Here is a 25,624-nt window from a genome sequence, read left to right on the forward strand (position 1 = left end):
GCCGCCGCAAAAACAACAAGACCCGCCGCGCCGGATGGCGGGGCGGGCCTATGCCGCGAAAAGGCGGGGGCTGATTAGCCCTGGCGCGCCTTCATGCGGGGGTTCTTCTTGTTCAGAACGTACAGGCGGCCGCGGCGGCGCACCACCACGCAGTTCTTGTCGCGCGTCTTGGCGGACTTCAGGCTGTTGCGGATCTTCATGACGGAACCTGCGCAAGTGAATGGGGGCCTGGCGCTAAGCCCGGCAGAGGCCCGGCTTTTACGGACCCGTGACGCCCGCGTCAACCCGCCACAAGGTGTTCCGGCACGCGCAAACCCAGGGAAACCGGCACAGGCCAGTCTTCGGCCACCGTCCGCAGCTTGCGGAAGCCCGCGCGGATGTAGTTGGGCAATGCGCGGGGGTGGTCGGCGGTGCAGGTATTCACCGTCAGCGCCCCGCAGCCCTCGGACCAGGCCTGGGCGATGGCGTGATGCAGGAAGGCGAATCCGATTCCACGCCCCACCGCCCAGGGCATCAGCCCGAAATAGGAGAGGTTGGTGACCGGGTGGCCCGTGCGGTCCAGCTCGAAGAAGCCTGCCGGCTCCCCCTTCATCATCAGCACATGGATCGAGATGCCGGACTGCGACAGGATCGCCATCAGCTGCAGGTCACTGAGCGTGCGGCGCAGCCACCACAGGTAATCGTCGCCCACCGTGTTGTAGAGGTAGCGGTAGAAGGCGACAGAACAGCGCGGCACCCGCACCACCTCCACATCGGGGGGCAGCTGGGGCACCGGGCCGGCCGGGGGCGCGTCCATGCGCAGGAACGTCACATGGACACGCACATCATGCGTGGCGGGCGCCACCGCTCAGTGCTCCAGGAAGCTCCGGAGTTTCCGCGACCGCGACGGGTGCTTCAGCTTGCGCAGCGCCTTCGCCTCGATCTGTCGGATACGCTCACGCGTCACGTTGAACTGCTGGCCCACTTCCTCAAGCGTGTGGTCGGTGTTCATGCCGATGCCGAAGCGCATGCGCAGCACGCGCTCCTCACGCGGGGTCAGGCTGGACAGCACCTTGGTGGTGGCTTCGCGCAGGTTGGACTGAATGGCGGCATCCAGCGGGATGACGGCGTTCTTGTCCTCGATGAAGTCACCCAGGTGGCTGTCTTCCTCATCGCCGATCGGCGTTTCGAGGGAGATCGGCTCCTTCGCGATCTTCAGGACCTTGCGCACCTTCTCGAGCGGCATGCCGAGCTTCTCGGCCAGCTCCTCGGGCTGCGGCTCACGGCCGATCTCGTGCAGCATCTGGCGGCTGGTGCGGACCAGCTTGTTGATCGTCTCGATCATGTGCACGGGAATACGGATCGTGCGCGCCTGGTCGGCGATGCTGCGCGTGATGGCCTGGCGGATCCACCAGGTGGCATAGGTGCTGAACTTGTAGCCGCGGCGGTATTCGAACTTATCGACCGCCTTCATCAGGCCGATATTGCCTTCCTGGATCAGGTCGAGGAACTGCAGGCCGCGGTTGGTGTACTTCTTGGCGATGGAGATCACGAGGCGCAGGTTGGCCTCGATCATTTCCTTCTTGGCCACCGTCATGTCGCGCTCACCGCGGCTGACGGTCATGTACACGCGGCGGAACTCCGCGACCGGCAGGCCGGTCTCGCTGGCGATCGCGCTGATCTCGCCGCGGATGCGCTCCACATCGTCGCCCGCGCGGGCGGAGAAGTTCTGCCAGCCCTTGGACTTGGAGCGCGCCATGCGCTCGATCCAGGACGGGTCGAGCTCGGACCCGCGCCACTGGCCCAGGAAGTCCTCGCGCTTCACCTTGAAGCTCTCGGCCAGACGCAGCATTTGGCCGTCCATCGTCACCAGGCGCTTGTTCAGCAGCTTCAGCTGCTCGACCAGCTCCTCGATGCGGTTGTTGTGCAGGCGGATCTTCTCCACCAGCGCCACCAGCTCCAGGCGGGACTTCTCGTAGGACTTCTCGCTGCGGCCGCCCAGCTCCTCACCGGCGGTGTAGGCGTCCATGCGCTTGGCGGTCGCCTTGGCCAGCTTGCCGTAGAGGGATTCGATCTCCTCGAACTGGGCCAGCACCTCGGGCTTCAGCTTCTCTTCCAGCGCGGAGAGGGACAGGCCCATGCTGCCCTCCTCGTCGCCTTCCTCGAATTCCTCGGGCTCGGCGGCACCTTCCGGCAGCTCGGCGGCGTTGGTGGCCTCAAGGTCCAGCACGTCGCGCAGCAGCATGCGGCCATCGCGCACGGCCTCATGCCACGCGACGATGGCGCGGAAGGTCAGCGGGCTTTCGCACAGGCCGCCGATCATCATGTCGCGCCCGGCCTCGATGCGCTTGGCGATGGCGATTTCGCCCTCACGCGAGAGCAGCTCGACACTGCCCATCTCACGCAGGTACATGCGGACGGGGTCGTCGGTGCGGCCGACGCTCTCCTCATCCACATTGCCCGAGCCTTCTTCTTCCTCTTCCTTCTCACCGCCTTCGGCGGTGACAGGCTTGACGGTGGCGTCGCCTTCCTCGGTCTCCTCGCCCTCGACGACGGTGATGCCGCTCTCGGACAGGGTGGCGAGGGTGTCCTCGATGAACTCGGACGACAGCTGGTCGGAGGGGAGGACGGCGTTCACCTCATCCACCGTGACGAAGCCGCGCTCCTTGCCCCGGGCGATCAGCTTCTTCACCGCGGCCGAGTGCATGTCGAGCATCACGCCCTCCACCGCCTCGTCGCGCGCTTCCGCCGTTTCGGTGCCGTTGCCCGGTTTCGTCGCCATATATTAAACTCCGTTCACATGCCCCGGAGACAAAAGCCTCACACGGGGCATACCAACCAAAAGGGGCCGCAAAAGCGCATATGGAACGCGCCGGGACTTACCGCCAGTCCCCGGACGCGAATCCGCGCAGCATTTGCCACAACGCGTGGCAGGATCAAGCCTCCGGACCGCCCGAGCCGGTTTCTCCGCGCCCAAAAGCGTCCAGTGCCTCCTTCAACAAGGTTACGCGGCGCTGGGTTTCCGCCGAGGGAGCGCGGGTCGCGGCCTGCTGGGCCGCTTCCAGATCCTCCCTCAGCGGGCCGTCGCCGCGCAGCCTGGCGAAGAAGTGCCAGAAACATTCCAGCGTTTCCGCCGGCTGGGCCTCCTTGCGAGCACCCAGCGGCAGGGCCGGGGTGCGCCGGGCCCATGACAAGGCATCCTGCGCACCGAGTGCGCGGAGATGGTCGGCCAGGGGCTCCGGGTCAAGCTCCCCGCCCTCGGAAAGATAGGCGAGCAGCGCGCCCCTGAGTTGCGTGGCCTCGCCCTCGGGCAATTCCAGCAACATCAAGGGCTCTTCCACCTCCTGCAGCAGCCAGGGGTGGTTCACCAGGCAGGCGAGCAGGGTGCGGGCCTGGGCCATCCGTACCGAGGCCCCGGGGACTGGCCGCTGGATCGCGACCGGCGCGGGCTTGCCGCCCGGCGCGCGCTTGCCCATCGCGAAGAAGCGGTCGAGCATCGAGCGCCGGTACTCGCTGGCCAGCGACTTGTCGGGGATCTGCGCGACGGCCTCGACCAGCTTGTTGCGGAAGGCCGCGCGCTGTTCCGGCCTGTCCAGCTTGCCCTGGGGGCGCAGCAGGTCGAACAGCGCCTCATCCATCGGCTTTGCCGCGTCCAGCACGGCATTGAAGGCATCGGGCCCCTTCCCCGCCACCAGCGTGTCCGGGTCCTCGCCCGCCGGCAGGATGGCGAAGCGCAGCGTGCGCGCGGGCGAGAGCAGCGGCAGCGCGACCTCGGCCGCGCGGGCCATGGCGCGCAGCCCGGCACTGTCGCCGTCCAGGCACAGCACCGGCTCCGGGCTGATGGCCCACATCGCCTCCAGCTGCTCCGGCGTCAGCGCGGTGCCGAGCGGCGCCACCGCCCCCTCGAAGCCCCCCTGATGCAGGGAGATGACATCCATATAGCCCTCGACCGCCACCAGCCGGGCACCGCGGAACACCGCCTCCCGCGCCAGGTCGATGCCGTAGAGGTTGCGGCGCTTGGAAAAGACGGCCGTCTCCGGCCCGTTCACATATTTGGGCTGGCCGTCGCCCAGGATGCGGCCGCCGAAGCTGATGGTGCGGCCTCGCTTGTCCCGGATGGGGAACATCACCCGGTTGAAGAACAGGTCCACCGGCCCCCGGTCGCGCTCCTGCATCAGCCCGGCCTCGACCAGCTGGCGCGGCTCCACGCCCTGGTCGCGCAGATCGGACGCCAGCGCGCCGCGCCCCTCGCCCGACCAGCCCAGGCCGAAATGGGCGATCGTCTCGTCCGTCAGCCGGCGTTTCCGCAGATAGGCCAGCGCCTCCCGCCCCTCCGGCAGGTGCAGGCGGCGGGTGAAGGCGGCCTCGGCGGCGGCCAGCACGCCATGAATGTCCTTGGCCCGGCGCTCCCGCGCCGCGTGTTCCGGGGATTGCTTGGGGACTTCGAGCCCGGCCTCGGAGGCCAGCCGCTCGATCGCCTCCATGAAGGTGGCGCCGGACTGGCGCATGACGAAGGTGATCGCATCGCCATGCGCGCCACAGCCGAAGCAGTGGAAATGGTCGTCATAGATATAGAAGGAGGGCGATTTCTCGCCATGGAACGGGCAGCAGGCCTTCCACTGGCGGCCCGCCTTCTCCAGCCGCGTGGCACGCCCGATGAGCGGCGCGAGCGGGGTGCGCACACGAAGCTCATCCAGGAAATGTGGGGGCAGCGCCATCGAGAAGTGTTACCGCCTTGAAGCCACGACAAACCGGGGCTTCGCCCCGGACCCCAGCAAGGGGCTCTGCCCCTTGCATCCCCGCCAAAGGCCGAAAGGCCTTTGGAAACCAGTGATTGGCACCAACCCTGTCAGTTAGGGCACCAATCCACGTTAAAAATCAATCAGAAACACGTATTCAGACAATGGCACCAAACTCCCTGGGGTCCAGGGCCGCTACGGTCCTGGCGGGGTTCCAAGGGGCAGAGCCCCTTGGTCGGGGCCTGGGGGCAAAGCCCCCAGCCTTCACACCGCGATCCGAACGCCCAGCTCCACCACCCGGTCCGGCGGAATGCGGAAGAACTCCGTCGCCGGCATCGAATTGCGCTGCATGGCGCGGAACAGCCATTGCTGCCATTTCCACAGCTTGGGCACCGCCGCCTGCACGATCGTCTCGCGGCCGAGGAAGTAGCTGGCCTGCATCGGCTCGAAGGCAATGTGCCCTTCGGCGTTCAGGGTCTCCAGCTCACGCGGCACGTTGGGGCTTTCCTGGAAGCCGTAGTGCAGCATCACGCGATGGATGCCCGGGGCCAGCTCCACCACCTCGCGCCGGCGGGCGTCGCCCACCACGGGGATGTCCTCGTTGGAGACGGTGACGAACAGCACCTTCTCGTGCAGCACCTTGTTGTGCTTCAGGTTGTGCAGCAGCGCGCCGGGCAGGAAGTCCTTCTCGCCGGTCATGAAGATGGCGATGCCGGGCACGCGGATGGTGCGGCTCTGCGGCAGGCGCGCCAGGAAGGACTTCAGCGGCAGGCTGTCCTGGCGCAGGCGCTGGAACAGCAGCTGCCGGCCCTGATACCAGGTCGCCATCATCGCGAAGGTGATCAGGCCCAGGATCATCGGCACATAGCCGCCGTCGGGCACCTTCAGCGCGGTGGCGATGAAATAGCCGAGGTCCAGCAGCAGCAGCGGCACGAACACCACAGCCACCCGCAGCATGGACCAGCCGAACACCCGGTGCAGCACGATGGTGGCCAGGATGGAGCTGGCGATGAAGGTGCCCGTGACCGCGAAGCCATAGGCGGCGGCCAGCGAGTCACTGTTCTTGAATTCCAGCACCAGCACCAGCACGCCGATCAGCAGGATGGTGTTGATCTGGGGTACATAGATCTGCCCTTCCTCGGTGGCCGAGGTGTGGCGCACCACCAGCCGCGGCAGCAGGCCCAGCTGCACGCATTGCCGGGCGATGGAGAAAGCGCCCGAGATCATGGCCTGGCTGGCGATCACCGTGGCCAAGCAGGCCAGCACGACCAGCGGCAGGCGCAGGATTTCCGGCGCAAGCAGGAAGAACGGGTTCTCAATGGCCGTGGGCTCGCGCAGCAGCAGCGCGCCCTGGCCGAAATAGTTCAGCGCCAGCGCCGGCAGCACGAAGGCCGACCACATGATCCGGATCGGCCGGCGCCCGAAGTGGCCCATGTCGGCATAGAGCGCCTCGGCGCCCGTGACCGACAGCACCACGGCACCCAGCGCGATGAAGGCCGCCGTGTGGTAATGAAGCACGAAGTTGAAGGCGTAGCTGGGAGACAGCGCCAGCAGCACGGAGGGATGCAGCAGTACCTCCCACAGGCCGAGCAGGCCGATCGCCAGAAACCACAGCGCGCAGATCGGCCCGAAAACCTTGCCCATCTGCCCGGTGCCCCGGTACTGCACCGCGAACAGCGCGATCAGGATCAGCAGGGAGCCGGGGACCACCGCTTCCTCGAAGATCGGGTCCACCACCTTCAGGCCTTCCATCGCCGACAGCACCGAGATGGCCGGGGTGATGATGCCGTCGCCGAAGAACAGTGAGGCGCCGATGATGCCCAGCATCACGACGATCCATCGCCCGCGCGTGGTGGTGGTGGTCCGCATCGCCAGCGCCATCAGGGCCAGGATGCCGCCCTCGCCCCGGTTGTCGGCGCGCATGATGACCATCACGTATTTCACCGTGACCGTCAGCATCAGCGACCAGAAGATCAGGCTGAGCACGCCCAGGATCTCCCACCGCTCGATACCGCCATCCTCGAAATGCAGCAGCGAGGCCTTGAGCGCATAGAGCGGCGAGGTGCCGATATCCCCGTAGACCACGCCCAGCACGCCCAGCGCCGAGGCGAGGGTCAGCTTGCTGTTGGCCTCATGGCCGTGTGCGGGCGGGGCCGCGTCGGGGGCGGAGCCGGTGGGCTGTGCATCGCTCATGCCATGCACATAGCCGTTTTTGACGAACGGTTGCAGCGGGGGTCGTTATGACACTGCCGCAACATGAAAAAGGCGGGCCGAAGCCCGCCTCGTTTCGTCAGGACAGCAGCGCCGACCAGCTGGGGTCGGAGGCATCGGTGGGCGTCACGATCGGGCGCTCGTTGAAGCCCGCGATGTCGATGCTGGACAGCCGCGCCGAATAGCCGCCGCCGCGCGAGTCGCGCGCCGGGCTCTCGCGATAGAACATCAGCACGCGGCCGTTGGGCGCGAAGGTCGGCCCCTCCATGCCCCAGCCCTCGGACAGGATACGCTCGCCGGAGCCGTCCGGGCGCATCACGCCGATGGCGAAGCCGCCGCGGCCGATGCGGGTGAAGGCGATCAGGTCCCCGCGCGGGGACCACACGGGGGTCGCGTAGCGGCCCTGGCCGAAGGAGATGCGGCGCGCGCCGCCGCCGCCGGCACTCATGACATAGAGCTGCTGGTCGCCGCCCCGGTCGGAGTTGAACACGATCTGCTGCCCGTCCGGGCTGAAGCAGGGCGACACGTCCAGCCCGCCACCCGAGGTCAGCTGGCGCTCACGCCGGCTGCCGACATCCACCACGAAGATGTTGGCGTCGCCGCCGCGCACGGCCGACATCACGACCGAGCGCCCATCCGGGCTGAAGCGCGGCGACAGCGTCATGCCGCTGAAATTGCCCAGCACTTCCTGCCGGCCCGACTGCACGTTGAACAGGAACACGCGCGGCTGGTTGTTGGCATAGCTCATGAACGCGATCTGCTGCGCGTTCGGGTGGAAGCGCGGCGTCAGCGCCTGGGCGGAGCCGTCGGTCAGGAAGCGGTTGTTCTCGCCATCCTGATCCATGATGGCCAGGCGGCGCACCCGGCGGTCGCGCGGGCCGCTTTCGGCGATATAGGCGACGCGGGTGTTGAAATAGCCTTCCTCGCCCAGCGCGCGCTTATAGATGTCGTCGCTGATGATGTGGGCGATCTGGCGCCAGTTGCCGGCGGTCGCGTTATAGGCGGTGCCGATGGCCTGCTGCTCGGGCAGCACGTCCCACAGGCGGAACTCCACCCGCAGGCGGTCGCCCGCGACCTCGACGCGGCCGGTGGTCAGGAAGGTCGCGCCGATCACGCGCCAGTCCTGGAAGCGCGGCGTTGCGGCCGCGGCCTCGGCCGTCTGGATATAGGCCGCGCGGTCCACCGGGCGGAACAGGCCGGAATTGCGCAGGTTGTTGATGATCACGCGGGAAATGTCGCGCCCCACGCTGGAACCCGCCATGTCGGGGATCGCGATGGGGATGGGATCCGTCCGCGCGCGGGTGATGTCGATCACATTGCTCTGCGCCACGGCATCGTGCGTGGCCCAGATGCCGGGCGCCACCATGGCGGCACCCAGGGCGGAACGACGGTTCAGCATCAGCATGACAGGCACTCTCCGGAGTTCTTGGCGCGGGCGGAACGTTTATGCCCCTGACCCGGCTGGCGGTACAACGCATCAGACGGGGGTTGGTTGACCCCGGGCATCAGCGCAGTCCCAGGTCACGGGGATTGAAGCGGAAAATCGCGTCCCGCAGCGCGGCCAGCCGGGCGGGCGGCAGCGGCAGCGGGTTGCAGCGCGGGTTCAGCAGGGCGCGGCGTGCCGCCTCATACACCATGCGGGCGCGCGGGTCGGTCGGCATGGCGCCGTTCGGGCGCACCACGCGCACCGTGCCGCCGGCATCGACCTCCACCCGCAGCTCCACGATCACGCTGGAGAGGTTGGGCGCGCCGGCATCCACGCTCCAGCACTCGCCGATGCGGTCGGCCAGGCCGGCGCGCTCGGCGCCCGTCAGCTGGTCGGTGCCCTGGGGCGTGCCGCCGCCACGGGCGGGGGCGCCGCCGGGGTTGGGACGGGCGCGCGGGGCCTCGGTCTGGCGCTGGGCGGACTGCAGCTGCTGCAGCGTGTTCAGCACGGACTGGCTGCGCTCGCTCGGGCGCTGCACGGGCGGCGTGCGGCCGGTCCCTGCCTCACGCGAGGGCTCGGGCGGGGCGGGCGTCGGGCTCGGCGGCGTCGGGCGCTGGGGCGCGGGGGTGGGCGTGGGTGCCGGGGGCTGCGGCGGGCGCTGCTCGGCCACCTGCGGCGGCGGCGGCGGCACGGGCGGCAGCGGAATGGCGCTGGGGGCCGGCGGCGGGGGCGGCGGCGTCGGGGGGGCGGGCTGCTGGCGCTGCGGCTGCGGGGGGGCGGCCGCCTGCTGCGGCGCGGGCGGGGGCGGCGGCGGCGGGGGCGGCGGCTCGATCGGCTGGTTGGGCTGCTGCGGCGGCGTCGGGATCTGCTCGGCCGTCGGCGCATCCGGCACCGGGGGCGCCGGGCTCGGCGCGGGCACGTCGCCCTGGGCCATCTGCGGCGGGATGGGCGCGATCAGCTCGACCGGGATCGACTCCTCCGGCTCCGGCAATTCCCGGTGCGGCAGGATATCCAGGATGATGAGCAGCAGGGCGAGCAGGTGGATGACACCGCTCAGCCCGACCCAGAAACGCAGTCCCCGCACCACCGTGCCTGTTCCTTACCTCTGGCGCCGGGGGCCCTGCGCGGGCGCAGCCGGGGCGGGGGCGGCACCGGCCGGCTGTTCGGCCAGCAGTGCCACGCGGGTGAAGCCGCCGGCGGCGATGTTGCCCATCACCTCCATGATACGGCCATAGCTGATGCCGCGGTCGCCGCGCACGAAGATGCGGCGCTCAGGCTGGCCGGCGGCCTGGCCCTGCTGCTGCGCCTCGCTGATCGCGCGCAGGCGGGGCACCAGCTCCTCCAGCTGCACCTCGGTCTCCTGGATGAAGATCTTGCCCTCAGGGTTGACCGAGATGGTGATCGGCTCCTGCTCCTGGTTGATGGGCGAGGCCTGGGTGCGCGGCAGGTCGAGCGGCACGCCGGAGGTCATCATCGGCGCCGCCACCATGAAGATGATCAGCAGCACGAGCATCACGTCCACCAGCGGCGTGACGTTGATCTCGGCCATCGGGCGATAGCGCCTGCCGCGCCCGCCCTTGCCCATCAGGCCGCCGGCCATCTCAGCGGGCCTCGGGCGCGGCGGGGGCGGTCGCGGGGGCAGCCGGGCGGCGGGCGCCGGCCGCCTGCTCGGTCTGGCGGGCCAGGATGGCGCCGAACTCGGTCGCGAAGCCTTCCATGCGGGCCGCGAACTTGGCCAGCTGAGAGGAGATCATGTTGTACATCAGCACCGCCGGGATGGCGGCCACCAGGCCGATGGCGGTGGCGAACAGCGCCTCCGCGATGCCCGGCGCCACCACGGCGAGCGAGGTGTTCTGCATGCCCGCGATGGCCGCGAAGCTGTTCATGATGCCCCACACCGTGCCGAACAGGCCGACGAAGGGGGCGGCCGAGCCGGTGTTGGCCAGCACGGTCATGCGCTTTTCCAACCGCTCCATCTCGCGCTGGATCGTCACGGCCATGGCGCGGTCCACCCGCTCCTCCACACCGCCCACGAACTGGCCGGCATTGGGGTTTTCCATGCTGCGGCGCCATTCGCGCATGCCGGAAACGAAGACGGCGGCCATCGGGTGGCCCGGCACCTCGCCCTGGCGGCGATACAGCTCATCCAGGCTGCCGCCGGACCAGAAGGCGTCCTCCAGCGCATCCGCCTCGCGCCGGGCGCGGCGCAGGGAGGTGAACTTCTCGAACACGATGGCCCAGACGAAGACGCTGGCGAAAAGAAGGCCCAGCATCACCAGCTTCACCACCCAGTCGGCCTGCAGGAACAGGCCCAACATGGAAAGATCATGCGAGGCGGCGAGGGGGGCTGCGGTCACACCATTCATGCGGCATTCTCCGGGGAAGCGATCCGCGCGCGCAGCGCGGAACGCCAGGGTTCGGGCACGGGACGCGGGCGCAGCCCTGCGGCCCCCACGCACACCAGCCGCACCTTCAATGCGGCCAGGATCTCATCGTTCAGCAGCACGTCCTGATCCAGGTCCAGTGCGGCGCCGACATGGCGCACGCGTGTCCGGACCGTGACCAGATCATCCAGCCGGGCGGGCTTCGCATACTCCACCTCGATGCGCTTCACCACCAGCATGGCGCCCGCCTGGGATGCCATCTCGGCATGGGGGAGCCCGATGGAGCGCAGGGCCTCCGTCCGGGCGCGTTCGGCCCAGCGCAAGTAGGTGGCGTGATAGACGATGCCGCCCGCGTCGGTGTCTTCGTAATAGGTGCGGACGGGGTGCAGGAAATCGTCAGACATCCAGCAGGTCCCCCTGCCCCGATCCCGCCGGGGGCGTCAGGCCCAGGTGGCGCCAGCCGGCATCCCCCAGCATCCGGCCGCGCTGGGTGCGCAGCACGAAGCCTTCCTGGATCAGGAAGGGCTCGATCACGTCTTCCAGCGTATCGCGTGATTCGGCCAGCGCGGCGGCCAGCGTCTCGACGCCCACCGGACCGCCATTGTGGTGCTGGGCGATGCGCAGCAGGTACCGGCGGTCCATCGCATCCAGCCCGCGCGCGTCGACTTCCAGCCGCGCCAGCGCGGCATCGACCATGCGGCGGTCGGCGGTGCGGCCCTCCACCAGCGCGAAATCGCGGATGCGGCGCAGCAGCCGGCCCGCGATGCGCGGCGTGCCCCGCGAACGCTTCGCGATTTCCTCCGCGCCCTCATCCGCCAGGTCGAAACCCAGCTTGGAGGCGCCGCGGCGCACGATGCCCAGCAGCTCATCCGGCGTGTACAGCACCAGCCGCAGCGGGATGCCGAAGCGGTCGCGCAGCGGCTGGGCCAGCAGGCCGGAGCGGGTGGTGGCGCCGACCAGGGTGAAGGGCGGCAGGTCGATGCGCACGGTGCGCGCGGCCGGCCCCTCGCCGATGATGAGGTCGAGCTGGAAATCCTCCATCGCGGGATAGAGGGTTTCCTCGATGGCCGGTTGCAGGCGGTGGATCTCGTCCACGAACAGCACGTCGCGCGGCTGAAGGTTGGTCAGGATCGCCGCGAGGTCCCCCGCGCGCTGCAGCACCGGGCCGGAGGTGGCGCGGAAACCCACGCCGAGTTCGCGCGAGACGATCTGCGCCAGCGTCGTCTTGCCCAGGCCCGGGGGGCCGTGCAGCAGCACGTGGTCCAGCGCCTCGCCGCGCACCTTGGCGGCCTGGATGAAGATGGACAGATTCTCGCGGACGATCTTCTGGCCGGTGAATTCGGCCAGCGTCTGCGGGCGCAGGGCGCCTTCGGTGGAATCCTCGTCGCGGCGCTCGGGGTCGCTCAGGCGTTCGCTCACCGCGCGAACTCCTTCAGCCCGTCACGGATCAGCGCGTCCAGGCTCGCGCCCTCGCCCAGCCGCTTCGAGACGCGGTTGATCGCGGCCTCGGCCTCCGGCCGCTTCATGCCCAGGTTCACCAGGGCGGAGACGGCGTCGCGCTCCGCGCCGCCGGCCGGCGCCAGCTCCACGGCGCCCACGCCGTCGGCCTCGGGCATCGCACGGCCCACGGCCCATTTCTGCATCGCGGGTTCGTCGATGATGCGGTTGGCCGTGGCGGCCCCCAGCCCCTTCACCTCGGCCAGCTTCTTGCGTTCCTTGGCGGCGATGACGCGCGCGAGGCCATTGGGGTCGAGGCCCGACAGCACCATCAGCGCCTTCTGCGGGCCCACCGTCTTCACCTCGATCAGCGCGCGGAACGCCTCGCGTTCCCCGGCATCCATGAAGCCGAACAGGGTGATGGCATCCTGGCTGACGCGGGTTTCCACCAGCAGCTTCTGCGCGCCCTCGCGCGCCGTCAGCTTGTCCAGCGTCTTGCGGGAGCAATGGACCAGGTAGCCCACGCCGTTCACGTCCAGCACCGCCGCCCCGTCCTGGATGGCGTCCACCCGCCCGGTCAGCCCCGCGATCATGCCTGCGCCATCGCTTTGGCCAGCACGGCGCGGCTTTCGCGGTGATGGGCGTGGCAGATCGCGATCGCCAGCGCATCGGCCGCATCGGCACGCGCCAGCCGCGCGCCGGGCAGCAGGCGCTTCACCATGTCCTGCACCTGGATCTTGTCGGCATGGCCGGTGCCGACCACGGCGCGCTTGACTTCCATCGCCTGGTATTCGGCCACCACCAGCCCCGCCATGGCGGGTGCCAGCAGCACCACGCCCCGCGCCTGGCCCAGCTTCAGCGCGGCGGCCGGGTTCTTGTTCACATAGGTATGCTCGACCGCGGCCTCATCCGGCCGCAGCTCCATAATCAGCGCGTCCAGCCCGCGATAGATGGCGGAAAGCCGCTCGGCCAGGGGCGTGTCGGCCTTGGTCGAGATCGCGCCATTGGCCACATGCACCAGCCGGCCGCGCGCGGCCTCGATCAGGCCCCACCCGGTGTGGGTCAATCCCGGGTCGAGACCCAGGATGCGGATCATGCCGACAGCTTTTCCATGACCGCTTCGTCGATGTCGAAATTGGCGGTCACGTTCTGCACGTCGTCATGGTCGTCCAGCAGGTCGAGCAGCTTCAGCAGCGTGGTCGCCGCCTCCTCGTCCACCTGCACGGTCATGTTGGGGCGCCATTCCAGCTTGGCGCTCTCGGCCTCGCCGAACTTCTGCTCCAGCTCGGCCTGCACCGTGCCCAGCGCGTCGGAGGCGGTGATGATCTCGTGCCCGGCCTCGGTGCTGGCCACGTCATCGGCGCCGGCCTCGATGGCGGCTTCCAGCATGGTGTCGGCATCGGCCACCGCCGCCGGATAGCGCACGGCGCCCACCCGGTCGAACTGGAAGGCCACCGTCTCACCGAAGGCGCCGCCGTATTTTGAGAACATGGAGCGCAGGTCGGAGGCGGTGCGGTTACGGTTATCGGTCAGCGCCTCGACGATGATCGAGACATTGCCCGGGCCGCGACCCTCGTAGCGGACCTCCACGTAGTCCTCGCCGCCGCCGGCGCCCGAGGCCTTCTTGATGGCGCGATCGACCGCGTCCTTGGACATGTTGGCCAGCCGCGCCGCCACCAGCGCCGCGCGCAGGCGCGGGTTGTGGTTCGGGTCGGGCGAGCCGCCCTTCACCGCGACGCTGATCTCGCGCCCGATCTTCGCGAAGGCGCGGGACCGCTTGGCGTCCTGGCCGCCCTTGCGGTGCATGATGTTCTTGAACTGCGAATGGCCGGCCATGCCCTGCCCCCAAAACCTTAGAAACGGACCTCAGAAATCGGATGAATTGCGGCTCATATAGCCATGTATCGCTCGATTTGCCACCGCCGGAACGGGGTGAAACCTCTGGCAACGGCGTGAAACCGGCTGCAAAATAACCGGCATGGACGTCCAGCCCACCACAGACCCCTTCGCCGTCACCACGCATGAGGCTTTGCAGGCCCTGTATGCCGCGCCGTCAGAGACGGTGATGAACAAGGTGACCGACCGGCTGGAGGCCAAGACGCGGGCCTTCATCGCGGCCTCCCCCTTCTGCCTGCTGGCCACGAGCGGCCCGCGCGGCCCGCATGTGACCCCGCGCGGCGATGCTCCGGGCTTCGTGCTGGCGCCGGATGAAAAGACGCTGGTGCTGCCTGACCGGCGCGGCAACAACCGGCTGGACGGCTATCGGGACATCATCGACAACCCGGCCGTCGCCTTCCTGTTCCTGGTGCCCGGCGCCGGGGAGACGCTGCGGGTGCACGGCCAGGCGCGCATCTCGACCGACCCGGCATTTCGCGAACTGTGCATCGCCGAGGAAAAGCTGCCCACCACCGTGCTGATCACCACGGTGACGGAAGTCTATCTGCAATGCCCCAAGGCCTTCATCCGCTCCAGCCTGTGGGGTGAGCGCAAGCGGCCCGAGGGGCTGCCCAGCATGGGCCAGCTGCTGGCCGAGCACCTGCGCGGCGGGCTGGATGCCGCCGCCTATGACCGCGACGGGCCGGCCCGGCTGCGCGCCACGCTCTACTGATGCGCGCCGCCGCACTGCTGGCGCTGCTGGCCCTGGCGGGCTGCGCCACGCCGCCCGACCGCTACGACGCCTTCGCCGATACCATGCGCGGCTATGCCGGCCGGCTGGCCGCCGAGGCAGAGGTGGTGCCGCCGCCCGCCTGGACCCCGCCGCCCGAGCCGCCCCGCCGCGGCCGCCGGGCCGAGGCGCCGCCCCCCATGCCCGCGCCCCCCATGCCCGCGCCCGACTGCTCGCGCCCGGCGAGCGCGGCCGAGCGCCAGGGCTGCACCGCCGCCGAGCGCACCGCCCTGCTGGCGCTGACCCAGGCCCATGCCCGCGCGCTGTCCGACTATTTCGCCACGCTGCGCAGCCTGGCCACCCGGATCACCGGCCCTGCCGAGCAGGACGCGATCCGCTTCACCCGCCAGGAAGTGTTCGGCGCCGGCGAAAGGCTGATGGAGAACCTGCGCATCACCGAACAGGAGCTGCCGCCTATCCGCGCCGTGCAGGCCCGGGTGGGGCTGCGCCCGGCCTTCGGGGCGGAAATGTCCGAGCATGGCTGGCGCATCCGCCGCCAGATGGAATTGCAGGCCGAGGCGCTGTCCCGGCTGGAGGCCCTGCGCGGCCCGGACGCGGCCGCGGGCCTGCCACGCCTGCGCTGGGGCTTCGCCTATCTGCGTTCGGCCTTCGAGGCGCTGGTCATGAGCGACCGTGATGCCCTGCCCGAGATCGAGCAGGCACGCCAGGCGCTGGCTATACGACCGCCCGCCTGATCGCGGCCGGCGGCTGGCCGAAGGTGCGGATGAAGGCGCGGCGCATCCGCTCCCGGTCCGCGAAGCCGGTTTCGCGCGCCACCTCGTCCATGGTGCGCCGGCCTTCGTCCATCATCATGCGCGCCGCCTCCAGCCGCAGATGCTCCACCGCCTTGGCGGGGGATTGCCCGGTCTCCTCGCGGAACAGGCGGCTGAACTGGCGCGGGCTCAGGCTCGCGCTGTCCGCCAGCTCCTCCACCGAGAGCGCGTCGCGCAGGTTTTCCTTCGCATGGATCAGCGCGCGGCGGATGCGGTCGGATTTGGGCTCCAGCTCCAGCAGGGTGGAGAATTGGGACTGCCCGCCCGGCCGGCGCAGATAGACCACCATGCTGCGCGCGGCCTGCTTGGCGATCTGCTGGCCGAAATCATCCTCGACCAGCGCGAGCGCCAGGTCGATGCCCGCACTCATCCCCGCCGAGGTCCAGACCGGCCCGTCCTGCACGAAGATGCGGTCAGACTGCACCTGCACCTTGGGGTATTGGGCCTGCAGGGCGCGGGCATGGGCCCAATGGGTGCTGGCGCGGCGGCCGTCCAGCAGCCCGGCCTCCGCCAGCATATAGGCGCCGGTGCAGATGCCGGCGATGCGGCGGGAATGGCAGGAGGCGTCCTGGAGGTAGCGGATGACGCCCGGCGTGCCGGTGCGGGTCTCGAAGGAACCGCCGGTGATGGTGGTGTCCGCGAAATCCTCGCCCCAGGGCCGGGTGTCGATGGTGAAGCCCAGCGTGTTGCGCACCGGCCCGCCATGCTCCGAGACGACCCGCACCTCATAGGCCTTCCGGCCGAGGGCGGCATTGGCCATCTCGAAGGCCGTCAGGGCGGCCATGCTCATCACCTGGAACCCGTCGCAGACGACATAGGCGATGCTGGGCATGACCGTCTCCATGGCCTGAAATGGCGCATCCATCATTTCAGGCCACGATCCTCACCGCGTCAAGCCGCGTAGCGCGGCGCGATGCGGGAGGTGGAGAGGTTGGGGATCAGCGCCTGGCGGGCGCCCTCGTAATTCTCCCACAGCGCCGCGTCCTGCAGGGCGGGCAGCACGGCGAACTCCTCGCGGTCGAAGGCGATGAGGGCGGCCGCCACCAGGTCGTTCACCGTCATCACCATCTCACGCGGGACGTTGCCCACATCGATGCCCGCAGAGCCCCAGAACTCGGTCGCCGTGGCGCCCGGCATCAGCACCTGCACCGACAGGCCGCTACCCGCGAATTCGTGTCGCAGGGACTGGCTGAAGGCCAACACGAAGGCCTTGGTGGCGCCGTAGACGCCATGGACCATCTCGGGCGCCATCGCCAGGACGGAGGCGATGTTCACCACCCTGCCCTTGCCCCGGGCGCGCATGCCCGGCACCAGCGCGCGGGTCAGGCGCATCAGCGCGGTGACGTTCAGCGCCACGATCGCGTCCAGCCGCGCGGGGTCGGTCTGCTCCAGCGTGCCGGCCGCGCCCATGCCGGCATTGTTCACCAGCACGGTGATGGACGGATCGGCCGCCAGCTCCGTTTCCAGCGCGTGCAGCTGGGCGGCGTCGCCCAGATCGGCCGCGATGCTGCGCACCGCCACGCCGTGGCGGTCACGGATGCGCTGCGCGGTGGCCTCCAGGCGCTGCGCGTTGCGCGCCACGAGGATCACGTCATGCCCGCGCGCGGCGAGGCCCTCGGCATAGAGGGCGCCGATGCCCGTCGAGGCGCCGGTGACGACGGCTGTACCAATGTTGCTGGCCATGGGCCTGCTTCCTGTCTCAATCGGCCGCGGCGACATGCCGCGGCGGTTGGGCGGAAACTAGGCACGGCCCGCTATGTCTTGAATGTCAGGGATGCCTCGATTCAGGACATTCTACGCCGCCAGCCATTCGGCCACCGCCTGGCGGATGAAGGCGGTATCGGCCGGATTGCCCAGCGGATTGCCAGCCCGGTGCCCCCAGATGCTCGGAATGGGCGACAGCTTCGCCTGGCGCAGATGCGGCAGCTCGGCCTCATTGTCGGCCACGCGGAAATACAGGTCCGTGGCGCCGGGCATCAGCAGCACCCTGGCCCGGATGGCGCCAAGGGCCTCCGCGAGATCCCCGCCGCGCGCGATGTCTCCGGCGTCCCAGCATTTCAGCTGGGCATAGAGGTTGGCGGCGCTGCGGATGGCCCAGCGCCTTTCCCACTGGTTGACCAGGAAGCTCTCCAGATCCGGCTCCTGCGCCAGATGCAGCCCGGCGCGGTAGAAATCCTGGCTCAGCGCCCAGCCGGCATAGACCCGGGCGAAGGCCCGCACCGTGGCCTCGGGCTCCGCCGAGAAGCGCCCGTTGCCGAGATATTCCGGCGCTGCCTCCAGCAGGGCCATCAGGCTGCGCAGGAACACCTGGTTGTGCACGGCCGTGCGGGCGGAACCGCAATTGACCACGATGCGCTCCACCGCCTCGGGAAACTCCGCCGCCCAGTGATAGGCCTGCTGCGCGCCCATGGACCAGCCATAGACACAGGCCACGCGCCGAACACCGAACTGTTCGGCCAACAGGCGCTGCTGCGCGCGCACATTGTCGAAGGCGGTGACGAGAGCGGGGTAGTCGGGCGTGTTGCTCGGGCTGCTGGACAGCCCGTTGCCGAACATGTCCGGCTGCACGATGAACCAGCGCGTGGGGTCCAGGATGCCCTCGGGCCCGATCAGCCACTCCAGCTCCGGGTGCTGCGCCGAATAGCTGGTCGGGTAGACGATCACATTGTCCCGCGCGGCCGACAGCGTGCCGTGCGCCTTCCAGCTGAGCCGGGCGCCGCGCAGCACCCCGCCCGCATGGAGGGGCATGTCGCCCAGTTCCAGAATGCCCTGCTGCTTCGGCCAGCCCATCGCGCGCTCCTGCTTCGACTGCGCGGAAGGCTCTCATGCGCCCAAGGGGTGGGCAAGCGGAGCGGAATTCGGCGGAAAACGCGCGCTTTCGTGCCTCGTCACCTGTCTGACATCGTGCCAAGCTGCGCGGCAGCATTGGGGCCCGAGCAGGGGCAAGGGCACAGGAGACCCGCATGAATATCGCCGTGAAGACCAGCGCGAAGCCCGCGCATATCTCCGAGGAAGAGTGGCAGATCCGCTGCGACCTGGCCGCGCTGTACCGGCTGGTCGCGCATCACCGCATGACGGACCTGATCTACACCCACCTGTCCGCGCGCCTGCCCGGCGATGAGCATCACTTCCTGATCAACCGCTACGGCGTGCTGTTCCATGAGATGCGCGCCAGCGACCTGGTGAAGGTGGACCTGCACGGCAACGTGCTGGAGGACGGCGCGGGCGATGCCATGTCCTCGCCCAAGGTGAACGCGGCCGGCTTCACCATCCACTCCGCCATCCACATGGCGCGTGAGGACCTGATGTGCGTGGTACACACCCACACCTCCGCCGGCATCGCGGTCTCTGCCCAGAAGCACGGGCTGCTGCCCATCAGCCAGCATGCGCTGCGCTTCTACGGCCACCTGGCCTATCACGGCTATGAGGGCATCGCCCTGGACCTGGACGAGCGCGAGCGCCTGATCGCCGACCTCGGCCCCACCCACAAGGCGATGATCCTGCTGAACCACGGCCTGCTGGTCGGCGGCCGCACCATCCCCGAGGCGTGGTCGCAGATCTACTACCTGGAGCGTGCCTGCCAGGCGCAGGTCGCGGCCCTGGCCGGCGGTGCCGAGCTGGTGCTGCCGCCCGAGGAAGTCCGCCTCAAGACCGCTGCCCAGTTCAACAGCCCGCGCACGCTCGACAGCTCCCAGTTCGCCTGGGACTCCTCGCTGGCGCTGATCGAGGGCCAGGGCAGCGACTGGCGGAGCTGAGGAAGGCGGGGGCGTTGCCCCCGGCCCCCATTGAGGGGCGCCGCCCCTCAAACTCCCCGCCAGGAGATAATATCTCCTGGACCTGATATAAGTTGGCGCCCACCCTCGCAGGCCGGGCGCCATTTTTATTATAATAATCAACGCCATCAGGGTTTGGCGCCAACCCCCCGGGGTCCAGGGCCGCTACGGTCCTGGCGGGGTGCAGGGGCGGAGCCCCTGCGCGGGGTCCGGGGCAAGGCCCCCCGGCGCTACCCCAGATGAAAACTGTTCGCCGGCTCCGCTCCGAAATGCCGGCTGCCGCGCAACCGCGCCGTCATCCCCCACACATAGGGCGCGGCGGAGGCCAGCAGCGCGAATTGCCGCTCCGTCAGCCTCAGCCCGGCCTGCCTGGCCATGCCCTCGACCAGCGCCAACTCGGCAACGGTCAGTTCCACCGGTGCCGGTTCCGGCACGGGCGGCAGCGGCGGCTGGGGCGCGCCGGGCACCAGGGCGGGCCGGCGGGCGCGCCAGGGCGTCGCGCGTTCATAGGCATCGGCGATGGCCAGGATGCGCGCATCGGCCTGGGGTGCGCCCACCAGTTGCATGGACAGCGGCAGGCCGCCCTCCGTGTAGCCGATGCATTGCGCCAGCGCCGGGCCGCCCAGCACGTTGAAGGGCGTGGTCAGCGAGGCCTTCTGCCAGAACTGGATGGTGCGCCAGGCACAGAGCAGCGGTGCCGGGCCGGGCCCCGCCGTGACCAGCGCGTCGTATTTCTCCCACAGCGGCGCGGCCTGTTCAATCATCACCCGGCGTTCCCGCTGAGCGTTCATGTAATCCCCAGCCCCGATCAGGATGGCGGGCAGGGACCGGCCCAGAAAATCCTCCCCGAAGCCGCCGGGGTCGGCGCGCAACATGGCCTCATGCACCGAATACAGCTCGCTTTCGGCGGCCACGATCTTCACGTCGCAATAATCCTGGGCGGGGCGGATGCGCACATCCTCCAGCTCCGCGCCCAGGCCGCGCATCACGCCCAGCGCCTCCTCCATCGCGGCGCGCAGGGCGGGGGCGACGGGCAGTTCCTCCTCATACTGGTGGCGCAGCACGCCGATGCGGATGCCCTTCAGATCGCCACCCAGGGCACCCGCGAAATCGGTGGGCGGCATGGCGGCGCTGCCGGGGTCCAGCGGGTCATGCACGGCCAGCGCCTGCATCAGCAGCGCCACGTCGCGCACCGTCCAGGCCATGGGGCCGGCATGGTCGAAGGAAAAGCTGTTGGTCCAGACCCCGCGCCGGCTGATCAGCCCATAGCTGGGCTTCAGCCCCGCCAGGCCGCACAGGGCCGCCGGGTTGCGGATGGACCCGCCCGTGTCGCTGCCCATCGCCGCCATGGCGAGCCCCGCCGCCACCGCGGCCCCGGAGCCGGATGACGACCCGCCCGTGAAACGCGCCGTGTCCCACGGGTTGCGCGCGGGCGGGAAGGCCACGTCGAAACTCGGCCCGCCATGGGCGAATTCATGCGTCGCCAGCTTGCCCAGCAGCACCATCCCCGCCTGGCGCAGCAGCGCCACGCTGAAGGCGTCCTGCTCCGGCACATGGTCCAGCGCGGTGCGGGAATGGCCGGTGGTGCGGATGCCGGCGGTGCAGAAGATGTCCTTCAGCGCATAGGGGATGCCATGCAGCGGCCCCAGATAGCGCCCGGCCATGATCTCGGTCTCGGCGGTGCGGGCCTGGTCCAGCGCCTGGTCCGCGGTCACCAGCAGATAGGCGTTCAGCTGGTCGTCCAGCGCCTCGATCCGCGCCAGGAAGGCGCGGGTCAGCTCGACGGGCGAGAGCTTGCGCGCCGCGATCAGCGCGCCGGCCTCCGCGATCGAGAGGAAATGCAGCTCGGTCATGCCCAGGCCTCCGGCGGGCGGCGGGTGTGGTGGTCGGTCACGGTTTCCAGCGCATGGGCGATGCGCAGCAGCACCGCCTCGGCGAAGGCCGGCCCCACGAATTGCAGCGACAGCGGCAACCCGTTGGCACCGAAGCCACCCGGCACGCACAGCGCCGGGTGGCCGGTCAGGTTGAAGGGCGCGGTCAGCGGCTGCTGCTTGCGCCAGGGGCCTTCATCCACATCCGTCAGCGCCGGCGCCGTGCCGCCGACCGGCGCGCAGAGGAAGGCGTCGCAATGCTGGAACACCGCACTCATCTGTTCGGTCAGCAGGCTGCGCAGGCGCTGTGCCTGGACGTAATGCGGCCCGGTGACGAAGGCACCCAGCGCGATGCGTTCCCGCGTCACCCGGCCGTACAGCTCGGGCGTTTTGCGCAGGTGCTCCTGGTGGATGGCGAAGGATTCGGCTTGCAGGATGGTCCAGGTCGCGGCCTCCATGTGGCGCATCGACGGCAGCGTGACCTCGACCACCCTGGCCCCCAGGCCCCGCAGCACCTCGACGGCTTCCTCCTGGGCGGCATGCGCCTCGGCGGAGATGGCGAACCCTGCGTTGAAGGCCTTGGCATAGCCGATGGTCATGCCCCGGATGCCGTCCTTCAGCCCGGCCAGATAGTCGCCGGGCGGCACGGGGGCGGAACCCGGGTCGCCCGGGTCATGCCCGGCCAGGACCTGCATGCTCATCGCGCAGTCCTCGGCGCTGCGGGTCAGCGGCCCCGCATGGTCCAGCCCGAAGGAAAGCGGCACGATGCCCCGGCGCGACACCCGCCCATAGGTCGGCTTCAACCCCGTGATGCCGCAATAGACCGCGGGCGCGCGGATCGACCCGCCCGTGTCGGTGCCCATCGCCATGGCCACCATGCCCGACGCCACCGCGACACCGGAGCCCGAGGAGGAACCGCCCGCGAAGTGATCCAGCTTCCAGGGGTTCTTGGCGGAAGGCCAATACAGCCTGTCGGTCGGCCCGCCGCGCGCGAATTCATGCGTGGACAGCTTGCCCATCAGCACCATGCCGGCGGCTTCCAGCCGCGCGGTGGTCTCGGCGTCCTGCGTCGGGGTGTTGCCCAGCAGCACGCGGGAATGCGCCGTGGTGGGCACGCCCGCCACGTCATAGATGTCCTTCAGCGCATAGGGAACGCCATGCAGCGGGCCGCGCCTGCGGCCGGCGGCGATCTCGGCCCCGGCGGCCTTGGCTGCGGCAAGCGCCCGGTCCGCCGTCAGGGTGATGAAGGCGTTCAGCCGGGGCTCCAGGGCTGCGATGCGGCCCAGCGCCTGCTCGACCAGCGCGGTGGGGGTGGTGCTGCCCTCAGCGATCATGCGCGAGGATTCGGCCAGGCCCGGCAGCGGTGCGGGGGTGCTCATTTGCCCATCGCCTTAAGCGGGGGCTCCAGCCGGGGTGCCGCCGCAGGCTCCACCGCCATGGGCAGGGGCTCGTCCAGCACCTCCACCAGCTTCAGCCAGCTTCGATAGGCATCGAGCATGATGGGGTAGCGTTCCTCGGAAAAGCTGATGCCGGCGATGCGCAGCAGGGCCTGGAAATCGGCCTCGGCAGTGTCACTCACGATGTTTCCCCTCAAGCCATGCTGATCGGCGCCAGGTCCTGCGACCAGGACCGCGCCTGCACGAAGCCCTTGACCCGCCGGCTCATGGCGCGCGGGTTCAGGTCATGCGCCACGAACAGGAACAGCGCCTCGTCCACGATGCGGGTGTGGATGCGCGCGATCAGCGCATTCTGGGCCGCGACATCGGGCGTCAGGAAGGCCTCATCCATCATCGCATCCATGGCGGGGTCGCTGTACCAGCCGAAATTGCCGCCCTGCGGCGGGGTCAGGTTGGATTTCAGCAGCCGCATGAAGCCGCTGTAGGGGTCCGCCGCGCCGTAGGAGCAGTTGAGCCCCGTGACGCCGCGCTGCATCGCCTTGGCCGCGCCCTCGCGCCGGATCACCAGCAGCGCGTTCCATTCCACCACCTCGAAGTCGATCTCGATGCCGACCTCGCGCAGGTTCTGCTGGATGAACTCGTTCATCGGCAGGGGCTGCATCTGCCCCGACCCGCTGGCCGAGATCGCGATCTTGGTGCGGACCGGGTTGCGGGTGGAGAAACCCGCCTCCGCCAGCAGGCGGCGCGCCTCGGCGGGGTTGTGTTCCAGCTTGAAGGTCGGGTTGCCGTACCAGGGGCTGTCCGGGGTCACGATGCCCGCGCCCTCGGCCATGGTGCCGCCCAGCATTTCCTTCATGCCGGCGCGGTCGATCGCGAGGTTCGCCGCCTTGCGCACCCGGATGTCGCGCCAGGGCGAGCCCTCCAGCATCGAGAAATGCCAGGTCCAGTTATGCGGATAGACATTGGTGACGATGTTGAAGCCCGCATTGCGCAGGGTGGGGATGGCATCGGGCGGGGGCGCCTCGATGAAATCCACCTGGCCGGAGCGCAGGGCAGCCACGCGGGTATTGGCATCGGGCAGCGGCAGCAGCACCAGCCGCTCGGTCCTGGGGATGCGCGCGGCCTCCCAATGTTCGGCGTTGCGCACCATCACCGCGCGCTCACGGATCGACCATTGCTCCAGCTTCCAGGGGCCGGTGCCCACGGGGCGGGTCAGATAGGTCTCCCAGCTGCGGCCAGCGGCCTCCCACGCGCCCTTGTGGGTGATGCCGACATAGATGATGCCGAAGGGCACCGTGGCGTCGATGTAGCTGGTTTCCATCCAGAAACGCCGCTCACCCTCATGCCCCCAGTCGGTGATGTTGGGCACGCGGTTGGAGACCTGGGCATTGGCGCGCTGGTCGTACCATGCGGCCTCACGCCGGAAGGCCCGGTCGAAGGAGAAGGTCACGTCCTCCGCCGTCAGGATCTTGCCGTCATGGAAGCGCACGCCCTCACGGATGGTGAACCACCACCGCTTGGGGTTGGCGGGGTCCGGCGCCCATTCGGTGGCCAGCCCCGCCTTGATGGGAGAGGGGCGGTCGGAACGCGACAGGTCCCATTCGCACAGCGCGTTATAGAGGGTGATGCCCATGAAGCGCTGGCCCTCGCCGCCCTGGTCGGGGCAGCCATTGGTCAGCGGCACGGAGGCGAGCGTCATGCCGACGCGCAGCGTGCCGCCCGGCGATTGGGCCTGGGCCAGATCGAAAGGCAGCGCGGCCATGGCCGCACCCAGAAGATGACGACGGCCAAGGCCGCCCCCCAGAATATCCTGCATCCGCACACCCCATCCAGCTCGGTGGTGTGACGGCGTCCTCTTGCGGGCAGCATGTGGGCCGTCCGCGGGGGCGTCAACGGATAAACGTTATGACATTTGCGCGGGCTGTTCAGCCCTTGCCGAGCATCCGCCGCAGGGGTGCCGTCAGGCGCCAGCTGGTGCTGTTGCGCAGGCCGGTCAGGCTCGCCTCCGCCTCACGCAGCACGGCCAGGGCGTTGTCGCGCTCACCCAGCAGCTCCTGCTCACGCGCGATGCGGCGGGCCAGTTCCTCCTCCAGCGCGGTGATCTCGGAACGCGCCTCGTCGCGCAGCCGGGCCTGCTCCTCGCGCAGCTTCTCACGCGCTTCCTGCACGCCCAGATGCTTCCAGTGGTCCAGCTGCCAGTCGAGGCGCGAGGTCGCGATATACTGGCTGGCCACCGGCACCTGCACCGGCTGGTCGGAGGCGACGGCCACCAGATAGACCCCGCGCGGCAGGCCCTCATTCGTCTCGAAGGCATCCTCGCCGCGCTGCTCGAAGGACATGACGCGCGGCGCGGCCTGGGCCGGCTCGATCGCGGCCATCACCGACCCGTGCATGGGCCGCTGCGCCATCAGCGTCACATGCGGGAACTGCGCGCGCAGCCCGGCCTCGAACTCGCTGCGCGTCAGCTCACGCACATGGTGCATGTTCGCGTTCGAGCCCTCGGGCGAATAGACCTCGCGCTCGGGCGTGCTGACGATCAGCGCGCCGCCCGGGCGCAGCACGCGCCGCGCCTCGGCGTAGAACTGCTCATGCTCGTAGAAATGCTCCAGCGTCTCGAAGGAGGTGAGCAGGTCCACCGAGGCATCGGGGGCATCGAGCTTGCGCGCATCGCCGAGGGCGAAGCGCAGATTGTCCCGCCGGTAGTTGCGGGCGGCATGGGCCACGGCCTCGGTCGAGACGTCCATCGCCAGGACCGAGTTGGCCACCTGGGCCATCATCGCCGCGCCATAGCCCTCGCCGCAGGCGATCTCGAGCACGTCCTTGCCGCGCGCCATCTCGCGCGCCAGGAAATAGCGGTGCAGGTGCTCGATCTCGATCTGGCCGTGGATGGCGCCGGTCAGGCGCTCACCGGTGAAGCCCAGCTCGGTCTTGGCGCGTTCGCGCGGGAATATCTCGCCCAAGGCGGTTCT

General features: G+C 69.5%; 25 protein-coding genes. 3 read left to right on the forward strand and 22 right to left on the reverse strand.

Annotation, left to right across the window (positions count from 1 at the left end; translation table 11 throughout):
• Positions 1 to 74: 74 nt before the first annotated feature.
• The 14 genes from ykgO to EOD42_RS01030 form a co-directional block, all read right to left on the reverse strand.
• The gene (gene ykgO / locus EOD42_RS00965) at positions 75 to 200 is read right to left on the reverse strand and encodes a type B 50S ribosomal protein L36 (RefSeq protein WP_007003646.1); all 126 of its coding nucleotides are present in this window, start codon (positions 198 to 200) and stop codon (positions 75 to 77) included.
• Between the two features lie 80 nt (positions 201 to 280).
• Positions 281 to 796, reverse strand: coding sequence for a GNAT family N-acetyltransferase (locus EOD42_RS00970; protein WP_127786532.1), 516 nt, complete (start codon positions 794 to 796; stop codon positions 281 to 283).
• Between the two features lie 51 nt (positions 797 to 847).
• Positions 848 to 2,761 carry an RNA polymerase sigma factor RpoD gene (rpoD, locus tag EOD42_RS00975; RefSeq protein WP_127785186.1) on the reverse strand — a complete coding sequence of 638 codons (1,914 nt, stop codon included), beginning with the start codon at positions 2,759 to 2,761 and terminating at the stop codon, positions 848 to 850.
• 154 nt (positions 2,762 to 2,915) lie between these two features.
• Entirely contained in the window at positions 2,916 to 4,697 is a 1,782-nt protein-coding gene (gene dnaG, locus EOD42_RS00980) for a DNA primase (RefSeq protein ID WP_127785187.1), read from the reverse strand.
• A gap of 285 nt (positions 4,698 to 4,982) precedes the next feature.
• Positions 4,983 to 6,911 carry a potassium transporter Kup gene (locus tag EOD42_RS00985; protein ID WP_127785188.1) on the reverse strand — a complete coding sequence of 643 codons (1,929 nt, stop codon included), beginning with the start codon at positions 6,909 to 6,911 and terminating at the stop codon, positions 4,983 to 4,985.
• Between the two features lie 97 nt (positions 6,912 to 7,008).
• Positions 7,009 to 8,334, reverse strand: coding sequence for a Tol-Pal system beta propeller repeat protein TolB (gene tolB / locus EOD42_RS00990; protein WP_127785189.1), 1,326 nt, complete (start codon positions 8,332 to 8,334; stop codon positions 7,009 to 7,011).
• Positions 8,335 to 8,434: 100 nt separating this feature from the next.
• Positions 8,435 to 9,439 (reverse strand): hypothetical protein, encoded by a 1,005-nt coding sequence (locus tag EOD42_RS25745; protein WP_164867720.1) that lies wholly within the window; start codon positions 9,437 to 9,439, stop codon positions 8,435 to 8,437.
• Between the two features lie 15 nt (positions 9,440 to 9,454).
• Positions 9,455 to 9,955, reverse strand: coding sequence for a protein TolR (tolR, locus tag EOD42_RS01000; protein WP_127785190.1), 501 nt, complete (start codon positions 9,953 to 9,955; stop codon positions 9,455 to 9,457).
• 1 nt (position 9,956) lies between these two features.
• Entirely contained in the window at positions 9,957 to 10,673 is a 717-nt protein-coding gene (gene tolQ / locus EOD42_RS01005) for a protein TolQ (protein ID WP_240654746.1), read from the reverse strand.
• 44 nt (positions 10,674 to 10,717) lie between these two features.
• Positions 10,718 to 11,143 (reverse strand): YbgC/FadM family acyl-CoA thioesterase, encoded by a 426-nt coding sequence (locus EOD42_RS01010; protein ID WP_127785192.1) that lies wholly within the window; start codon positions 11,141 to 11,143, stop codon positions 10,718 to 10,720.
• Positions 11,136 to 12,158: a Holliday junction branch migration DNA helicase RuvB gene (ruvB, locus tag EOD42_RS01015; RefSeq protein WP_127785193.1), complete on the reverse strand. Its 1,023-nt coding sequence runs from the start codon at positions 12,156 to 12,158 to the stop codon at positions 11,136 to 11,138. Before ruvB ends, EOD42_RS01010 begins: the two co-directional genes overlap by 8 nt.
• Complete coding sequence (gene ruvA, locus EOD42_RS01020) at positions 12,155 to 12,769, reverse strand: Holliday junction branch migration protein RuvA (RefSeq protein WP_127785194.1); 615 nt, start codon at positions 12,767 to 12,769, stop codon at positions 12,155 to 12,157. The genes ruvB and ruvA overlap by 4 nt, the downstream gene beginning before the upstream one ends.
• Entirely contained in the window at positions 12,766 to 13,272 is a 507-nt protein-coding gene (gene ruvC, locus EOD42_RS01025; protein WP_127785195.1) for a crossover junction endodeoxyribonuclease RuvC, read from the reverse strand. The genes ruvA and ruvC overlap by 4 nt, the downstream gene beginning before the upstream one ends.
• Positions 13,269 to 14,012, reverse strand: coding sequence for a YebC/PmpR family DNA-binding transcriptional regulator (locus EOD42_RS01030; RefSeq protein ID WP_127785196.1), 744 nt, complete (start codon positions 14,010 to 14,012; stop codon positions 13,269 to 13,271). Before EOD42_RS01030 ends, ruvC begins: the two co-directional genes overlap by 4 nt.
• A gap of 142 nt (positions 14,013 to 14,154) precedes the next feature.
• Here EOD42_RS01030 and EOD42_RS01035 point away from each other — a divergent pair, with 142 nt between their 5' ends.
• Together EOD42_RS01035 and EOD42_RS01040 are read left to right on the forward strand one after the other, a co-directional pair.
• Entirely contained in the window at positions 14,155 to 14,784 is a 630-nt protein-coding gene (locus tag EOD42_RS01035; RefSeq protein ID WP_127785197.1) for an MSMEG_1061 family FMN-dependent PPOX-type flavoprotein, read from the forward strand.
• Positions 14,784 to 15,536 (forward strand): hypothetical protein, encoded by a 753-nt coding sequence (locus EOD42_RS01040; RefSeq protein WP_164867721.1) that lies wholly within the window; start codon positions 14,784 to 14,786, stop codon positions 15,534 to 15,536. The genes EOD42_RS01035 and EOD42_RS01040 overlap by 1 nt, the downstream gene beginning before the upstream one ends.
• Here the strand turns inward: EOD42_RS01040 and EOD42_RS01045 are convergent.
• The 3 genes from EOD42_RS01045 to EOD42_RS01055 all read right to left on the reverse strand — a co-directional run bounded on the left by EOD42_RS01045 (position 15,517) and on the right by EOD42_RS01055 (position 18,404).
• Complete coding sequence (locus EOD42_RS01045; RefSeq protein ID WP_127785199.1) at positions 15,517 to 16,446, reverse strand: GlxA family transcriptional regulator; 930 nt, start codon at positions 16,444 to 16,446, stop codon at positions 15,517 to 15,519. The genes EOD42_RS01040 and EOD42_RS01045 overlap by 20 nt on opposite strands.
• Positions 16,447 to 16,505: 59 nt before the next feature.
• The gene (locus EOD42_RS01050) at positions 16,506 to 17,297 is read right to left on the reverse strand and encodes an SDR family NAD(P)-dependent oxidoreductase (RefSeq protein ID WP_127785200.1); all 792 of its coding nucleotides are present in this window, start codon (positions 17,295 to 17,297) and stop codon (positions 16,506 to 16,508) included.
• A 111-nt stretch (positions 17,298 to 17,408) separates the two neighbouring features.
• Positions 17,409 to 18,404 carry an alpha/beta fold hydrolase gene (locus EOD42_RS01055; protein ID WP_127785201.1) on the reverse strand — a complete coding sequence of 332 codons (996 nt, stop codon included), beginning with the start codon at positions 18,402 to 18,404 and terminating at the stop codon, positions 17,409 to 17,411.
• Positions 18,405 to 18,577: 173 nt separating this feature from the next.
• Here EOD42_RS01055 and EOD42_RS01060 point away from each other — a divergent pair, with 173 nt between their 5' ends.
• Positions 18,578 to 19,369 (forward strand): class II aldolase/adducin family protein, encoded by a 792-nt coding sequence (locus tag EOD42_RS01060; RefSeq protein WP_127785202.1) that lies wholly within the window; start codon positions 18,578 to 18,580, stop codon positions 19,367 to 19,369.
• Positions 19,370 to 19,617: 248 nt separating this feature from the next.
• Here the strand turns inward: EOD42_RS01060 and EOD42_RS01065 are convergent, their stop codons facing one another.
• The 5 genes from EOD42_RS01065 to EOD42_RS01085 form a co-directional block, all read right to left on the reverse strand.
• Complete coding sequence (locus tag EOD42_RS01065) at positions 19,618 to 21,240, reverse strand: amidase (RefSeq protein WP_127785203.1); 1,623 nt, start codon at positions 21,238 to 21,240, stop codon at positions 19,618 to 19,620.
• Positions 21,237 to 22,637 carry an amidase gene (locus tag EOD42_RS01070; protein ID WP_127785204.1) on the reverse strand — a complete coding sequence of 467 codons (1,401 nt, stop codon included), beginning with the start codon at positions 22,635 to 22,637 and terminating at the stop codon, positions 21,237 to 21,239. The genes EOD42_RS01065 and EOD42_RS01070 overlap by 4 nt, the downstream gene beginning before the upstream one ends.
• On the reverse strand, positions 22,634 to 22,837 hold the full coding sequence (locus tag EOD42_RS01075) for a hypothetical protein (protein WP_127785205.1): 204 nt from the start codon (positions 22,835 to 22,837) through the stop codon (positions 22,634 to 22,636). Before EOD42_RS01075 ends, EOD42_RS01070 begins: the two co-directional genes overlap by 4 nt.
• An 11-nt stretch (positions 22,838 to 22,848) precedes the next feature.
• Positions 22,849 to 24,417, reverse strand: a complete 1,569-nt coding sequence (locus EOD42_RS01080; RefSeq protein WP_206020211.1) for an ABC transporter substrate-binding protein — start codon at positions 24,415 to 24,417, stop codon at positions 22,849 to 22,851.
• Between the two features lie 163 nt (positions 24,418 to 24,580).
• On the reverse strand, positions 24,581 to 25,615 hold the full coding sequence (locus EOD42_RS01085) for a class I SAM-dependent methyltransferase (RefSeq protein ID WP_164867722.1): 1,035 nt from the start codon (positions 25,613 to 25,615) through the stop codon (positions 24,581 to 24,583).
• Between the last annotated feature and the right edge of the window lie 9 nt (positions 25,616 to 25,624).

Source organism: Rhodovarius crocodyli (genome assembly GCF_004005855.1).
GTDB classification, from domain to species: domain Bacteria; phylum Pseudomonadota; class Alphaproteobacteria; order Acetobacterales; family Acetobacteraceae; genus Rhodovarius; species Rhodovarius crocodyli.

Bases quoted from the DNA above. Each gene is read 5' to 3' on its own strand.
- ykgO (WP_007003646.1), bottom strand. From the start codon at position 200: ATGAAGATCCGCAACAGCCTGAAGTCCGCCAAGACGCGCGACAAGAAC.
- EOD42_RS00970 (WP_127786532.1), bottom strand. From the start codon at position 796: ATGGACGCGCCCCCGGCCGGCCCGGTGCCCCAGCTGCCCCCCGATGTG.
- rpoD (WP_127785186.1), bottom strand. From the start codon at position 2,761: ATGGCGACGAAACCGGGCAACGGCACCGAAACGGCGGAAGCGCGCGAC.
- dnaG (WP_127785187.1), bottom strand. From the start codon at position 4,697: ATGGCGCTGCCCCCACATTTCCTGGATGAGCTTCGTGTGCGCACCCCG.
- EOD42_RS00985 (WP_127785188.1), bottom strand. From the start codon at position 6,911: ATGAGCGATGCACAGCCCACCGGCTCCGCCCCCGACGCGGCCCCGCCC.
- tolB (WP_127785189.1), bottom strand. From the start codon at position 8,334: ATGCTGATGCTGAACCGTCGTTCCGCCCTGGGTGCCGCCATGGTGGCG.
- tolR (WP_127785190.1), bottom strand. From the start codon at position 9,955: ATGGCCGGCGGCCTGATGGGCAAGGGCGGGCGCGGCAGGCGCTATCGC.
- tolQ (WP_240654746.1), bottom strand. From the start codon at position 10,673: ATGTTGGGCCTGTTCCTGCAGGCCGACTGGGTGGTGAAGCTGGTGATG.
- EOD42_RS01010 (WP_127785192.1), bottom strand. From the start codon at position 11,143: ATGTCTGACGATTTCCTGCACCCCGTCCGCACCTATTACGAAGACACC.
- ruvA (WP_127785194.1), bottom strand. From the start codon at position 12,769: ATGATCGCGGGGCTGACCGGGCGGGTGGACGCCATCCAGGACGGGGCG.
- ruvC (WP_127785195.1), bottom strand. From the start codon at position 13,272: ATGATCCGCATCCTGGGTCTCGACCCGGGATTGACCCACACCGGGTGG.
- EOD42_RS01030 (WP_127785196.1), bottom strand. From the start codon at position 14,012: ATGGCCGGCCATTCGCAGTTCAAGAACATCATGCACCGCAAGGGCGGC.
- EOD42_RS01035 (WP_127785197.1), top strand. From the start codon at position 14,155: ATGGACGTCCAGCCCACCACAGACCCCTTCGCCGTCACCACGCATGAG.
- EOD42_RS01040 (WP_164867721.1), top strand. From the start codon at position 14,784: ATGCGCGCCGCCGCACTGCTGGCGCTGCTGGCCCTGGCGGGCTGCGCC.
- EOD42_RS01045 (WP_127785199.1), bottom strand. From the start codon at position 16,446: ATGCCCAGCATCGCCTATGTCGTCTGCGACGGGTTCCAGGTGATGAGC.
- EOD42_RS01050 (WP_127785200.1), bottom strand. From the start codon at position 17,297: ATGGCCAGCAACATTGGTACAGCCGTCGTCACCGGCGCCTCGACGGGC.
- EOD42_RS01055 (WP_127785201.1), bottom strand. From the start codon at position 18,404: ATGGGCTGGCCGAAGCAGCAGGGCATTCTGGAACTGGGCGACATGCCC.
- EOD42_RS01060 (WP_127785202.1), top strand. From the start codon at position 18,578: ATGAATATCGCCGTGAAGACCAGCGCGAAGCCCGCGCATATCTCCGAG.
- EOD42_RS01065 (WP_127785203.1), bottom strand. From the start codon at position 21,240: ATGACCGAGCTGCATTTCCTCTCGATCGCGGAGGCCGGCGCGCTGATC.
- EOD42_RS01070 (WP_127785204.1), bottom strand. From the start codon at position 22,637: ATGAGCACCCCCGCACCGCTGCCGGGCCTGGCCGAATCCTCGCGCATG.
- EOD42_RS01080 (WP_206020211.1), bottom strand. From the start codon at position 24,417: ATGGCCGCGCTGCCTTTCGATCTGGCCCAGGCCCAATCGCCGGGCGGC.